The sequence below is a fragment of the Acetobacter estunensis genome (assembly GCF_019083805.1).
Classification (GTDB): domain Bacteria; phylum Pseudomonadota; class Alphaproteobacteria; order Acetobacterales; family Acetobacteraceae; genus Acetobacter; species Acetobacter estunensis_A.
The window spans coordinates 143208-157270 of the sequence record NZ_JAHRDV010000001.1; the positions used below are offsets into that span (position 1 = coordinate 143208).

Genomic DNA, 14063 nt, shown 5'->3' on the forward strand with positions numbered 1-14063 from the left:
AGCACACGATGCGCGCGCATGAGCGGCCTGATGAAAGGAAATCACGGCAGAAAGTCAATGACAGGGCGACCTGCACGGACTCACACCCCGCGCTGACACAGCCTCCAGCGAGCGACGAGAAACACATCCCACAGCATGGCCGGAAACTCGCGCAACCAGACCCACGCCCGCCATGACCGCGAGCGTCCCAGACAGGCGGGAGCCGGAACGGCCTGCGTCTTCCATCCCAGCGCCCGCATCATTGCGGTGCAACGCATCATGTGGAAATCGCTGGTAACGAGCACCACCGGCCCTGCATAGCCTTTCTTCCAAAGCAGACGAGTGCAGGCGATGGTGGACTCGCAGGTATCGCGTGAACGCGCCTCCAGCAGGAGGGCATCTTTCGGTACACCCTGTTCGCGAAGGATATCTGCCATCACAGCCGCTTCCGTGCGTCCGGCACAGGGAACACCGCCTGTCAGGAGATAAACAGTGTCCGCCCGCTCACGACCGAATCGCAGAGCGGCATCCAGACGCGCACGCAGCACAGGACGGGGCGTGCCGTCCGGCTCGAGTGCCGCACCAAAGACGATGACGGGAAGCATGGGCGCGTTCAGCCGGTGGTCGGAGCCGACAATTCGAGCACTCCAAACGGTGCAAGAGCTGTCACGGTCTTGCGCCATACGTCTTCGAACTGGCGTGCCTCGACTCCGCGCGTGGCAAGTCTGGCGGCCAGATTCGCTACGGTATTGCGCCCATCTATAAGTGGGAAAATACCACGCGCCTGTGGCGGCAGTTGCACCACCACGGCCTGCCTCCCCTCTCCAATGGTGAGTTGATGCGTATCCGTCATGGCCATTGCCAGACGGACGCCGTCAACGCCCCGTAGATGGGGCACGATATCGGGCTGCATCGGATCGGGCGGCACGTTCATTGGGATCAACGAGGCAGAAGTTTGCCGCGCTGCCATTCCTCGGCGGCCTCGTCCGGTGACATATCCAGATGACGCACGGCTTCATCCAATGCACTGACGACCTTGTTGCCCAGCGTCAGCTCATCCAATTCATCGACCAGATCCTGATCTGCAGTCTCCCTGAACGCCTGACTTATGAGCAGTCGCGCTTCCAACTCGTTACCACCCGCCTTTTTCGGATCGTCCAACGGACGCAGGGGCAACGAATGGATCAGATGGCAGGGCGAGAACAGCGGAGCAATGACGGGTTCACCACTCTTTACGGCGGCCGCAATGGCTGAAAACGCCTGCTCGTCCGGCTGGGTCTCAATGGTGAACCCTGCTTCGGTCAGGCCATAAGCCGCCACCATCTGACGCACATGCGAAAGCAGGCTTTCGGGGGTGATGAGATGACGCGCCGCTCCGGACGCCGCCACATCGGCCACAGAGGTCAAACCGTTCAAAGGGCTATCCGCCCGTTCAGCCACAAAAAAAGCGAAGGCAGGGCGATAGAGGCACCCCAGAGGCTCCACGGCAGCCGAGAGAAATTTCTCATCCTCTCCCGGCAGCCAGACCGTGGCAAAAATATCGATCTCGCCCTGCCCCATCATCTGCGCCAGCGAGGGACCGTCACCCGTGAGATAATCCGGTTCAAGATCATAGGCTTCCAGAACGCGTGCAACCGCGGCGGCCACTGCGGCATGCAGGGGAGTGTTACGGTAGGCGAGCGTTGGTGTGGTGGTCATGATGAAACAGTTCTTTCCTTGGGGAATCCGGTCTTACCAGATTTTCACACGGTCATCCGGAGCAAGATAAAGCTTCTGGCCGGGCTGGACATTCCAAGCCCGATACCAGGCATCGATATTATGAGCAGGCAGATTAACCCGCGCGGCAGGCGCTGAATGCGGGTCGATGACGGCAAGCTGGCGCGCCCGTTCGTCGCGCACTTTCATCCGCCAGACCTGCGCCCAGCCGAGAAATACACGCTGCTCTCCGGTCAGGCCATCCAGAACGGGAGCCTCCTTGCCCTCGAGAGACGCCCGATAGGCATCGAGGCCAAGGGTCAGGCCACCCAGATCAGCGATATTCTCGCCCATGGTGAGTTTGCCATTGAGATGGACGCCCGGCAGCACCTGAAACGCATCGTACTGCGCTCCGAGACGCGCGCCACGCTGCTCGAACCGCTCGGCGTCCTCCTTCGTCCACCAGTCGCGCAGCCGGCCCTGCTCATCGAACTTACGTCCCTCATCGTCGAAACCATGCGTCATCTCATGGCCGATGACACCGCCAATGCCACCATAGTTAACGGCGGGATCGGCTTTGGGATCAAAGAACGGCGGCTGAAGGATGGAGGCCGGAAAGACCACCTCGTTGAAGACGGGATTGTTGTATGCGTTGACCGTCTGTGGAGTCATGTCCCACTCATCGCGGTCCACTGGCTTGCCGAGATGCGCGAGCCAGTAACGCCACTCGAACGCGACGGCACGCTCTGCGTTGCCATACGCATCCCCCGCCCGGATGGTGAGGCTCTCGTAATCCCGCCACTTTTTGGGATACCCCACCTGAATGTCGAAGTGATCCAGTTTGACCAGCGCCTGCTTCTTGGTCTCGGCGGCCATCCAGTCATTGTTCTGCAGACGGACGCGAAAAGCCGCTTTCAGACGCGCCGTAAGCTGCTCCATGGCGGCCTTGCTTTCGACTGGGAAAAAGCGCTCCACATAAATCCGGCCAATCGCCCAGCCCATCGCGTCATCTGTCGCGTCGGTCATCCGCTTCCAGCGTTCCGCCAATTGCGGCTGACCGGCAATGGTCTTGCGATTGAAGGCATAAGAGGCGTTCACAAAGGACGAGGACAGAACCGGCGCTGCATTGTTGGCCAGATGAAAAGCCAGCCACGCCTTGAGCACAGGCATTGACGCTGCTCCGAGCGCAGCGGCCTCACCCACAATCGCGGAAGGCTCCCCCACGACGATACGGGCCTTGTCCGCCTGTGGCGGCGTGATGCCCGCCCCTTTCAGCCACGCGATCCAGTCAAAACCCGGCGCTTCCGCGATCAATTCGGCCACGGTCCGAGGATTGTAGGTCTTCTCCGGATCGCGCATGTCGGCGCGCGCCCAATGCGCCTTTGCGATCTGACTTTCCAACGCCACGATATCGGCCGCACGACGGCTTGCCTCCGGCCATCCCACGAGAGAAAGCATTTTCGCGACATAGGCCTGATAGGCGGTTTTCTTCGCGGCAAACTCTGGCTTGAGATAATAATCCCGGTCGGGCATCCCCAACCCACCCTGATCCAGTGTCAGGGTAAATCGCGTCGGATCTTTCGCATCGGGCTGGATAGACAGCGCAAAGGCAGAATACTGGAAGGTGGTCTGCCCGCTGCCAATCACACGGGCCAGATCAGCCGGATTGGCTACGGTGCGAATGGCCGTAAGATCGGCCGTCAACGGCGACGCACTCAGCGTCTCGATGGTCTTTTCGTCCATCAGCGCGGCGTAATATGTTCCCAGCTTTTCCACTGTCGTGACCGGAATGGCGGCAGGACGCTGCGAAAGTTCCACAAGGATGTCGCGCACGCGCTGACGTGAAAGTTCGCGCAGTTGATCGAATGCCCCAAACGAGGTGCGGTCCGGCGGAATGACCAGAGAGCGGACGGCGCGACCGTTGGCATAATCGAAAAAATCATCGCCGGGCATGATGGTCGTCTCGCGACCGGCAAGGTCGAACCCCCATGGAGCGATGCTCGCCGTCGCTTCGGGAGCAGAGGCCGCAACGGCTCCGGAAACCGTGGTGAAGCTACCCGCCAGCATCAGAGCTGCGGCGAAAGACGGACGGACGATCTTGCTGGAACGCGACATACCGGATGCACTACCTGCCTTGCGGAAAGCGCGCACGGTCGGCCTTTCCTTGCGATGAATTGTTCGGCGCCATGGTAGGCCGGACAGCGAACACGGGTAAAGAACCGCGTCCTCAAGTTCCTGTAGAGGCTGCAATCTTTGCAAAACTGCGCTGACGCTGACGGATCAGGGCATAGACCCCACGGGCCGCCCAAGCATGCAGGCGGCTATGAGGCTTGAAGCCTATGGTTTTGAAAACCATGCCGGTCACACGGTCGATATGCTTCTGGCGATAGGACATGAGCGCACGCGACATGTAACCGGCAATGCACCGTTTGCGATCATACGGCACGCTCTCGGGTTCATTGGTCGTGTAGTAGGCGGACGCCAGTTCGTCGTCCTCGCTTTCCGTGATGCGCCCCAGAGCGATACGCGCGCGCGCCCATCCGCTCAATTTTTCCCGATCGAGATAACGCCGCATATGGTCATAGAAGAGCTTGAAATGGCGGTACTCATCCGCTGCGATCAGTTTGCATATCTGGCGCAGAAGCGGTTCGTCCGTGGCATCCGCAAGCGCGGAATAGAAAGACGATGTGCCGGTTTCCACCATGCAGCGAGCGATCAGTTCGCCCGTTCGTGAACCGCGTACGGAGGTCGTGGTGTCCAGATCGATGTGAAAGGTCGAACGATACCGTTCAAAAGCGGCAGGATAGTCCCATGACGGATCGGCCAGCATCGCCCAGCGACCAAGCGCGTCACCGTGCTGAACCTCTTCGATGGCCCAATTGTCCGCAGCGGCCCTGAAATCGGCATCGTCCGAGAAAACATGGTTAAGATAGACTGCGTAATCGACGCCGTTGCGTTCGACAACGGCGGCCGCCTTCACGACGGCAATAATATCGGGATCCACACGCGACGGCTCGAAACTGCCCCAGTCCAGTTGATCGATATGCCAGTGCTTCATGCCATCCCCGTTCCTGAACGCGCGTGGAGCGCCGCGCCTGCTTCGCCCTCGCCTGCCCTCAAAAACACCTGACGTCAAGAAAGGCTGCCTGTCGGCGGCGGCTTTATCCTGCGGCCGGAAACACCACTCCGCCACTCCGCATTGCCGCCACGCGACGGGCAGGAGGAGGCGTTGGAGCCGGACTGACCATACGTGAGGGTGCCGGCTGTCGTGGCGGATGATCGCTAAATGTCGCCATGAGAACGTCGGCGGTGACCGGCTTACCGAACAGCCACCCCTGCCCGCATTCGATGCCCAACTCCCGCGCCAGCGCAGATTCCGCTTCGGTTTCAATCATCTCCGCCACGGTCCGGCATCCCAGTTCGAACGCACAGCGTGCGATGGTGCGCACAAGGATACGATCACGCCCGCTTATCATGGCATTACGGAAAAACGGACCGTCGATCTTCACATAGCTTACAGGAAAACGCCGCAGATACTCGAAGCTCATGGCGCCTGCGCCGAAATCATCGAGGCAGATGCGATGACCGCGTTGGAAAAGATATTGCAACAGAGCACATGGCTGTTCGAATTCGGTGATTCCACGCGTTTCGGTGATTTCGATCAGAAGTCGGGAAGGCGCAACTTGTGTGTCGCTTCCTTCGAGCACCCCCCGCAGACGCTCGGCAAATTCCGCTGACTGCACCGACCGTCCCGAAACATTCAACGCCAGACGGACGCTGGCGGGCAGTTTCTGAAGCAGCTTGATCGTCTTCACGCAGTTCACGAGATCGAATGTGTTGATCATACCAACCTGTTCGGCGATCTGAATGAACTCGGATGTGTTGGAAATACCTCGTGCAACGCCCTGAGCGAACCGCGTAAGCACTTCGTAATGCTGAATGATCCCGGTCTTGAGCGTCAAGATCGGCTGAAGAACCTGAAAGAACGTCGCATCCTCAATGATGCTGCGACAGGACGCCACAAGTTCCCGGTCCTGACGGGCAGATGCCGCCAGACAGTCAGGCAGGTTCGTGACGGGTGCACAATCGGCGGAATGTCTCGCAAAGGTCGCAAGGGCGTGCTCAAGGGCCGCCTCCACTTCTTCCTGTTCCATCAGGGAGGCGTCAAGCGGCAGGGTCTGACTGCGTGGATGGGCCAACAAAACATCCGTGGCCTCGATAATTTTTTGCTCCACAACGGATGGGTCTTCGCCGGCCTTCTGGATGAAGGCAAAACTGTCTTCCCCCAGTCGCGTCACGGCGCCTCCCTCGCTGTTCAGACGAAGGATAGCTTCGGCCTCTGCGGCAAAAGCCATCCCCAACTTACTTGAGCGCAGTTTCGAGTCCTTCATCAGAGGCGGCAGCGCCAGCATGACCACCTCGAATCGGGGTTTTTCCTCTGCTGAAGGCACAAGCCTTCGCGCCAGATCGATGAAAGAGGTGCGGTCGAGAAACCCGTCACTACCAGCATCCGCGACAAATGTGCGATCGAGGATGGTCGCCGTGACCAGACGCTCCCCCTTCACGCCGGGCATCGGACTCATGCCCACAATAGCAGTGACAAGTTCGGGGGTGCCTGCATGCAGGAAACGCATCGCCAGCCGCCCGACCGGCTGCTCACGATCGAAGGCCTCCATGACACGGCGGAGAAAAATGCGATCCTGCGGCGCTATGAGATCGAACAGGGAGAGGCCACGCACTGCCGTCGGTGGGTGTCCGACCAGCTTCGCGATGGCTCCGCCCACATGACGAATGCGGAAAACCCGATCCACCTCGAACAACACGTCAGCCGCCGCAAACGCCAGCGCCGCCAGTTGTTCAAGCCGACGGTCCGCCGAAGCCCCGGCCTTATTCTCTTTGTGGGGGGCCATGGGTCTCCGCACATTTCCACTTTCGACGCCCCAGAGTGCGGGAAAGAGAATAAGGAGAACTTAAAATCGTCGCGAAATCGCAACTGCGTTGTAAAGCGTCGTCGTTCCATGCCAAGGAAAGGCTTCACTCCGCGCTTCGATCAGAGGATGGTTCCGCAACATGGCCGATGGCAGCCAGATTCACTCCGCCACCTCCACGCCCGTCTCGTCAGTGTTGCGCCACGACTGGACGCGCGCAGATGTTCAGGCTCTGCTTGACCTTCCCTTCCCGGAGCTTCTGTACCGGGCGCAGACACTGCACCGCATGTTTTTCGATCCCACCGAGATCCAGATTTCAACCCTGCTCTCGATCAAGACCGGCGGTTGCCCCGAAGACTGCGCCTATTGCCCGCAAAGCTCCCGTCATGAAGAGCGCGTGCAGGCCGAGAAGCTCATGGCCGTGGAGAAGGTTGTGGCGGAAGCCCGCCGTGCGAAAGAGGCGGGCGCCGCACGTTTCTGCATGGGAGCGGCATGGCGCTCACCCAAGGATCATGACCTTGAAACAGTGTGCTCCATGATCAAGGGCGTAAAGACTCTCGGACTGGAAACATGCGTGACTCTGGGAATGCTCGATGACGCGCAGGCGCATCGTCTGAAGGACGCCGGGCTGGATTATTACAACCACAACATCGACACGTCGCCCGAGTTCTACGGTGAGATCATTTCGACGCGCACCTATCAGGAGCGCCTCGATACATTGGCCAATGTCCGTGACGCCGGGATCAATGTCTGCTGCGGCGGTATCGTCGGCATGGGTGAAGGCGAATCGGACCGGGCTGGAATGATTGCGGCCTTGGCTTCCATGCCCAAGCACCCTGAAAGCGTGCCCATCAACCTGTTGGTGAAAGTCGCAGGAACGCCACTTGCCTCGGCTGAAGAGGTCGATCCACTCGATTTCGTGCGCATGATTGCCGTCGCTCGCGTGACAATGCCCGCAAGCCATGTGCGACTGGCGGCTGGCCGCGAAAACATGAGTGACGAGACTCAGGCGCTGTGTTTTCTGGCGGGAGCGAATTCGATTTTCTACGGTGAGCGTTTGCTGACCACGCCCAATCCCGCCGCAACGCGGGACCGGCAATTGCTGGACCGGCTTGGCCTGCGCACCACGGTGGCGACATCTGCTTGAGACGTCGGTTTTCAAGTTGCGAGGCCGTTCTGAGCATATCCACAGCGAGCAGGCCGACTCTTGAACCGGGCCAAAGACAGGGGTCAGCGACCGCTCCCTTTTTACGGGCTCCTGCAACTCTGCTGATGGGCACGAACGTCCGGTTGGGTAGCCAGAGTAACGCAGTCGAAAGATGATGGCGGTCGTCAAATCAGACGGTCTTGGGTTCATTCACAAAGAAGACATTGCACCCGCTCTAATACTTTTTTCAATGCGACATGACAGGAAGCCTCGCCCACAAGCAGGGCAACACCTCTATACACATCATCAAAGCCCATGGAGATCGCGTGATCGAGCCAGAAGGCCGCTTGTTCGAACTGTTTTCTTTCAAGATACAGGCGCCCAAGATTGAGACATCCCCAGCAATCTCCTACCTCAGCCGCCATCTGAAACAATCTGAATGCCATCGCAGTGTCTGGCGTGCCCTCCAGTCCTTCTTCATACAGAAGTCCCAGCATGTTCAAAGCTTTGGTCACACCAAGACGAGCCGCAGAAAAATAAAGTTCGGCCGCCCGATGGATATTTCGTTCAAGTGCTGATTGCTGCATGTACAGATCGGCAAGATTGAACATCGCCCATCCATAGCCCGCCCGAGCCGCCACCTGAAAACATTGCGCTGCCATGACAGGATTTCTGACCGTGCCCCACCCCATGGCAAATGCCCGACCAAGCATGTTGACGGCCCGCACATCTCCGCTGCGAGCCGCCGCCTCAAACATAATAAATGCTTGGCCAAGATTACCTTGATTCAAACTGATCTGTCCCAGAGCGAGAAAACTCTCCACCGAAAGGGACAGGCCAGAAACATCATCCTGAGTTTTCATCTGAAGCATCAAGCAATCAGAAAGTAACACCGATATTGCCCAGGAACGTGCGACCTGACGTCGGAACGGCACGTCCCGTCGAAAATGACGATCCGTAGTTCAGGTGATCAGTGATGTTGTTCGCATTAAAGGACACACGGTAGTGCTTCAGCTCCCACGCCACCATGCCATTAAGCGAAAAATTGTAGGGCATACGGGCTGTGTTGGTAATATCCGGTCCGGCCCAATACCCCGATGAATACTGCGCGCCTCCCGCAACCTTAAGCTGCCCCCAGCCAGGATTGAGAATACGACTGGAGAGATCGTACGATGTCCACACTGAGAAATTGTTGTGCGGCACTTGAGGAGCTTCATTCCCATTGGACGTCGTGCTTTGCGTGACCTTACCGTCCATGTAGGAATAGGATCCGTAAATATCCCAGTTCTTCGTGATCTTTCCCGTAAGGCTTAACTCCACGCCTCGGATGCGACGCCCGCTGCCCTGATCGGCAAATCCCGTAATCAGGTCGCCATTGTCATTGTAATAATGGGAATTGCTTTCATTGATTTGGAAGAATGCCAGTGTAGCACCCAAACGTTTGTCGAAAAAGTCCGCCTTGCTGCCAAATTCGAAGAGATCGCTGCGTTGCGGAGAAAAGTCCTTACCCGTTGCCGGTGTTTCCCCTGTGTTACCACTGAGCGTGACCATTGAAGCCACATCCGTACCAACCGGCTTATACGAACGCGCAAAAGTGAAATAGAACGACACCATTTCGAGCGGCGTATAAACAATACTTCCAGAGGGGCTCCAGCGATCAGATTTCTGGGTCGCGCGGTCTCCGCCTTTCTGGGCGACATAGCTGCTTCGGAACGTATCCCATCGAGCCGCGCCAAAAAGTGCCAACTGCTTGGTCAACTGGATATGATCGGAAAAGAACAGCCCCACATCCGTGGCATCCGCATTACGATATCCAGACCTGGGAAATGTCAGGCTGGTTCCTGAAGTGTGGTAATATGGGTCACGGATTGTCTGTGTGTTGGAGCGGCCGCTCCAGCTTCCGTAATAACGATCGTCATTGACATAATTCACATCCACACCGGCCTTGATGTCATGATGCACAAAGCCGGTCTTGAAACGAAACTGCCCCATCAGGACATTTTGAGCGCCCCATCCATGCTGGTCATAGGCCGCACCACCCCCTGCTCCATACGGCAAGGTGGGATTGCCCCCCGCGAGAAACTGAGACGCGCATGTTCCCGAGCACGGACCAGGGGTTGTGGCGGTGTACTGACGGTCATATTTGGTCCAGCGCGTGTCATTCGTCAGCGTGAACCAGCGTGTGATTTCGGACTTTAGAGCCGATGTCAGGGAATGTACGTCAGACTTGTCGCGGTCGAAATCGCGCACATAGCTGGTGTTTCGCGCAAGACCGTGACTGGTAATGGGACGATAGATGCCATCGCTCATCTGGATCATCGGCACGCCGTAATCCGGTGTGCTGTCACTGTTCAGCCATTGCCACGTCAGATGCCATGAGGTCTTGCTGCGCAGACCCACCCCGAAATCGACTGCCGTGCCATAACGGTTTGATGTCACATGATCCCGGTCCGCCACATCGGACCGATTGTACATGCCGTTGACACGCAAGGCCATGTTGTCATCGATCTGATAATTGATATCGCCCGCTCCCCGGAAAAGGGACGCGCTACCAAAAGCCTGATCGTAATTGTAGCTGTCACCCGCATGAGCATGCTTCATGCTCTGGTTGATCACACCGCCGACATTGCCCGCGCCAAAGTATTCGCCTGTCGCACCCTTGATGACTTGCACGCTGTCCATGTTGAACATGTCGCGTGTATAGGTACCGAAATCTTTCAGGCCATCCGTGTACATATCCTGTCGGGCCTGAAGACCGCGGATACGAAACTGATCGCCATTCAGGCCGCCATTCCCCTCTCCCGTAGAAAGCGTGATCCCGGGCACATTCGCAAGCGCCTGATCCAGCGTATAGGCTCGCTGCTCCTTGAGGATTTCCTTGGGAATGACCGTAATGGCCTGCGGCGTCTCGCGCACCGAGGTTGGCATACGTGAAATGCCCAGAACCTGACTATTGGTATTGCCCGCCGCCACACCGGGGTCTTCCGTACCACGCACTTTTACCGATGGCAGACGAATGGAAGAACTCTCCGTCTCCGAGTTGTTGGGAGCCGCTTCCTGCGCCTCGGCTTCGCCGCCGAGCACCCCCAACCCGGCCGACACACCAAAAATCATGGCCAGTGGCACATGGACGCTCCGCACCACCGACCTGTCAGACCTGCTCATTCCCGTCTCCTACTACGAAATCTTTCGTCTGCTTCGGCCGTTACACATCCGAAGCGAAACATGACGCTGCGCTACATGCTAACGAGAATGATTCGCAACAAATGAGTCGTGAACGCACTGTGTCAAAACATGATTGTGGCTTTTGAGTATCACCTCATAACTCCGCCCACTGGCGAAGAAGATTATGATAGGTCGAGGTCAGGCCAAGCACTCCCGGATGTTCATCCGGCAAGGCTGTGCGGGTGGCAATGATCGAACGGTCAAACTCGTAGAGCAGCGTTCGCTTTGTGTCGTCTCGCACCATCGACTGCGTCCAGAAGAAGGACGCCCAGCGACTGCCTCTCGTCACGGGCGTGACGCTATGCAGACTGCTTGAGGGATAAAGCACCATATCGCCCGCAGGCAGCTTGACGCTGTGTGCTCCATACGTGTCCTGCACAACCAGTTCTCCTCCGTCATAATCTCGCGGATCGGTTAGAAAGAGCGTGCAGGATACATCCGTGCGAATGCGAAATCCCGTGCCCGGCAAGGGACGGATCGCGTTGTCCACATGCGCGTGAAAGTGCATCCCCGCATCGTAACGATTGAAAAGCGGTGGAAACACACGCAGCGGAAGAGCCGCACTGTTAAAAATCGGATTGCGTCCCAATGCGCGCAAAACAAGCTCGGATAATTCCTGACCGGCCGAGGAATCTCCGGGAACCTGGAGGTTTTTTTTGGCTTTGGCTGACTGGTCTCCCGCCGTAACCCGACCGTCCACCCATTGAATGTCTTCCAATACATGAAGGCACCGCGCCAGTTCCTCGGCGTTGAGCACCTCCGGCACATGAATAAGCATGTGACACTCCCGTCCTGTCGATCCACCAACAAAACCAGTCACACTCCCCGCCACATGGCGCGTCAGTCATATTATGCAACCGATTATCAGTTGCACTCATAACCAAGCCCCGTCATAGAACCAACAGGAAGTTTCGCGATGTTACGGATGATGACTCCGAACATACGAACACCCGTAATCCAGTGGCGTTTTCTCCGCTCATCTTCCCCATGCAACGGCGGAAAAGGAGGAAACCCGTTCTCACTGAAAGGCTCCGCTGCGTCATGCCCGTCGATACGCCTGCTTCGGTTCCTCTCACTTTCTCTCCGTGGGACATGTTCCTCGGAGCGGGGCCTGTCGTCCGGGCCGTGATGATCCTTCTGGCTCTTGCCAGCATCGCCACGTGGACGATCTTCATCGCGAAATCCATCGAACTCAGACGGTTGCGCGCCAGACTGATGGCAGCCGACATTCTTCTGGACGATGCGCCCTCCCTTGATGGCGCGGAGGACCTGACACGCAAGTGCCGTGTCGCACACACTCTAGTTCTGGCAGCCGAAGACGAACGCACCCGTTCACACGACATTCCTGAGGACGGCGAAGGGCTGAAGGAGCGCATCGTTCTTCATCTGGAGCGTATCGAAGCCAGTGAAGCCCGGCGCCTCATGCGGGGTACGGGGTTGCTGGCAACCATCGGCGCAACCGCGCCGTTCGTGGGCCTGTTCGGCACGGTATGGGGCATCATGACCTCCTTCACCGGCATCGCGGCCACCAAAGCCACGAGCCTTGCCGTTGTGGCGCCCGGCATCGCCGAGGCCCTTCTGGCCACAGCGCTTGGACTGGTCGCGGCCATTCCTGCCGTGGTGATCTACAATCACCTCGGACGCCAATGCGCCGCCTGCCGTGAAGGCGTGGCCGACCTGACAGCCTCCGTGATGCGCCTCGTGTCCCGTGATCTCGGGCGTCTCCGCCCCACCCTCTCTCGCGCGCAGGTCATTCCTTTCGCCTCGCGCGAGCAGCGCATTCCGGCGGAATGAGAAACACGCCATGGCCATTCGCATCCGTCACAGTTCCGACGACCTGCACGAAGCGCACGAGATCAATGTCACCCCCTTCATCGACGTCATGCTGGTGCTGCTCATCATCTTCATGGTGACCGCGCCATTGACCACGGTGAACGTGCCGGTGGATCTACCCTCTTCCATCGAAAAACCCACACCACGACCCGATGACCCGCTGTTTCTCACCATCAAGGCCGATCATGGTCTGGCGCTGGGCGAAGAGGATATCGCACCCGACGCTCTGGCTGGCGCCATGGAGAAAGCCAGCAAGGGCAACAAGGACGAACGCATCTTTCTGCGGGCTGACAAGACCGTGGATTACGGCACTCTTATGGGCGTGATGGACAAACTGCGCGCAGCCGGTTTTCTCAAGGTCGCGCTGGTCAATCTTCAGGGGCAGGAGGAAGGAGCAGAGCAATGAGCAGCGCTGTTTTCCCGTCTTCCACCTCGTTCCGCGACCGGCGTCATCAGGCGCTGCAACACGAGCGGCAACGGGAACGACGCCTCTGGGGAACAGCGCTAACAGCAGTAGTGATTTTCATAACAGCCAGCGTGGCCCTGAGCACGCTCATTCCGCGCTCCCCACCCGCAGTCTCCCTGCCACCCCCAGCCGCCATTGCCATCGATCTTGCCCCTCTTCCAACAGCTACCCCCACGCCTCCGCAAGACGTGCCGAAAGGCCCAAAACAGACACAGGCCCAGCCGGACCCCACGCCGGAAGAGCCACCTAAAATAGCAGCACCGCCCTCTCCTACGCCGCATCCTCCTGTTCCCGTGCCGAAAACCGAGACGCGCAAGGTCGTGAAAAAGACCGTCGTCAAACCCGTTTCGCATAAGGAAAAACCACTTCCGCTCAAAGAAGCGTCAGCGGAACGCACCACAGCGCCTCCTTCCACCGAAGCTCCTCCTGCCGTTACACAGGCGTCCCCTTCACCGGGAGCGTCCTCTTCGCACGCATCGCGTGCTCCGGCTTCATGGCAGAGCGATCTCGTGGCGAGGCTGGAACGCTTCAAACGCTACCCAACGGAGGCGCAACGCCATCGGGAGGAAGGCACCCCGCTCCTGACCTTCACCATGAATCGCAAGGGACGTGTGCTGTCCGCTCGCCTCACAAAACCATCCGGTTATACCTTGCTCGATCAGGAAACACTGGCTCTTGTTCGGCGCGCCGAACCACTGCCCGAACCACCAGACAGTGTACCGGGAGACACGATCACCCTGACCGTTCCCATTGAATTCTACGTTGAGTAGGAAGGACGAATACACAGCAT

General features: G+C 58.4%; 13 protein-coding genes. 4 read left to right on the forward strand and 9 right to left on the reverse strand.

Translation table 11 applies throughout. The annotated features are described in order from the left end of the window. Positions 1 to 80 precede the first annotated feature (80 nt). From KUA11_RS00830 to KUA11_RS00855, 6 genes are all read right to left on the reverse strand, one after another. Positions 81 to 584, reverse strand: a complete 504-nt coding sequence (locus KUA11_RS00830; RefSeq protein WP_217408785.1) for a YdcF family protein — start codon at positions 582 to 584, stop codon at positions 81 to 83. Positions 585 to 592: 8 nt separating this feature from the next. Then, positions 593 to 913: a hypothetical protein gene (locus KUA11_RS00835; RefSeq protein WP_254454590.1), complete on the reverse strand. Its 321-nt coding sequence runs from the start codon at positions 911 to 913 to the stop codon at positions 593 to 595. A gap of 5 nt (positions 914 to 918) precedes the next feature. After that, on the reverse strand, positions 919 to 1677 hold the full coding sequence (locus KUA11_RS00840; protein WP_166316845.1) for a glycine betaine ABC transporter substrate-binding protein: 759 nt from the start codon (positions 1675 to 1677) through the stop codon (positions 919 to 921). Between the two features lie 33 nt (positions 1678 to 1710). Further along, positions 1711 to 3789 carry a M13 family metallopeptidase gene (locus KUA11_RS00845; protein ID WP_217408883.1) on the reverse strand — a complete coding sequence of 693 codons (2079 nt, stop codon included), beginning with the start codon at positions 3787 to 3789 and terminating at the stop codon, positions 1711 to 1713. Positions 3790 to 3901: 112 nt separating this feature from the next. Then, positions 3902 to 4732, reverse strand: a complete 831-nt coding sequence (locus KUA11_RS00850) for a ferritin-like domain-containing protein (protein WP_217408786.1) — start codon at positions 4730 to 4732, stop codon at positions 3902 to 3904. 103 nt (positions 4733 to 4835) lie between these two features. Further along, positions 4836 to 6584 (reverse strand): EAL domain-containing protein, encoded by a 1749-nt coding sequence (locus tag KUA11_RS00855; protein ID WP_217408787.1) that lies wholly within the window; start codon positions 6582 to 6584, stop codon positions 4836 to 4838. A 160-nt stretch (positions 6585 to 6744) separates the two neighbouring features. Between KUA11_RS00855 and bioB the strand changes: the two genes are divergently transcribed. Continuing rightward, the gene (bioB, locus tag KUA11_RS00860) at positions 6745 to 7749 is read left to right on the forward strand and encodes a biotin synthase BioB (protein WP_217408788.1); all 1005 of its coding nucleotides are present in this window, start codon (positions 6745 to 6747) and stop codon (positions 7747 to 7749) included. A gap of 206 nt (positions 7750 to 7955) precedes the next feature. Here the strand turns inward: bioB and KUA11_RS00865 are convergent, their stop codons facing one another. The 3 genes from KUA11_RS00865 to KUA11_RS00875 all read right to left on the reverse strand — a co-directional run bounded on the left by KUA11_RS00865 (position 7956) and on the right by KUA11_RS00875 (position 11752). Beyond that, entirely contained in the window at positions 7956 to 8612 is a 657-nt protein-coding gene (locus KUA11_RS00865) for a tetratricopeptide repeat protein (RefSeq protein WP_254454591.1), read from the reverse strand. Between the two features lie 16 nt (positions 8613 to 8628). Next, the gene (locus KUA11_RS00870) at positions 8629 to 10914 is read right to left on the reverse strand and encodes a TonB-dependent receptor (protein ID WP_217408790.1); all 2286 of its coding nucleotides are present in this window, start codon (positions 10912 to 10914) and stop codon (positions 8629 to 8631) included. A gap of 154 nt (positions 10915 to 11068) precedes the next feature. Continuing rightward, a complete protein-coding gene (locus tag KUA11_RS00875; RefSeq protein ID WP_217408791.1) occupies positions 11069 to 11752 on the reverse strand; it encodes a Fe2+-dependent dioxygenase in 684 nt (227 codons plus the stop codon). Positions 11753 to 12015: 263 nt separating this feature from the next. Between KUA11_RS00875 and exbB the strand changes: the two genes are divergently transcribed. The 3 genes from exbB to KUA11_RS00890 are packed head-to-tail and all read left to right on the forward strand — an operon-like array spanning position 12016 to position 14043. Then, positions 12016 to 12768 carry a tonB-system energizer ExbB gene (exbB, locus tag KUA11_RS00880; protein ID WP_217408792.1) on the forward strand — a complete coding sequence of 251 codons (753 nt, stop codon included), beginning with the start codon at positions 12016 to 12018 and terminating at the stop codon, positions 12766 to 12768. Between the two features lie 10 nt (positions 12769 to 12778). Further along, positions 12779 to 13213, forward strand: a complete 435-nt coding sequence (gene exbD / locus KUA11_RS00885) for a TonB system transport protein ExbD (RefSeq protein ID WP_217408793.1) — start codon at positions 12779 to 12781, stop codon at positions 13211 to 13213. Beyond that, entirely contained in the window at positions 13210 to 14043 is an 834-nt protein-coding gene (locus KUA11_RS00890) for an energy transducer TonB (protein ID WP_217408794.1), read from the forward strand. Before exbD ends, KUA11_RS00890 begins: the two co-directional genes overlap by 4 nt. Positions 14044 to 14063 lie beyond the last annotated feature (20 nt).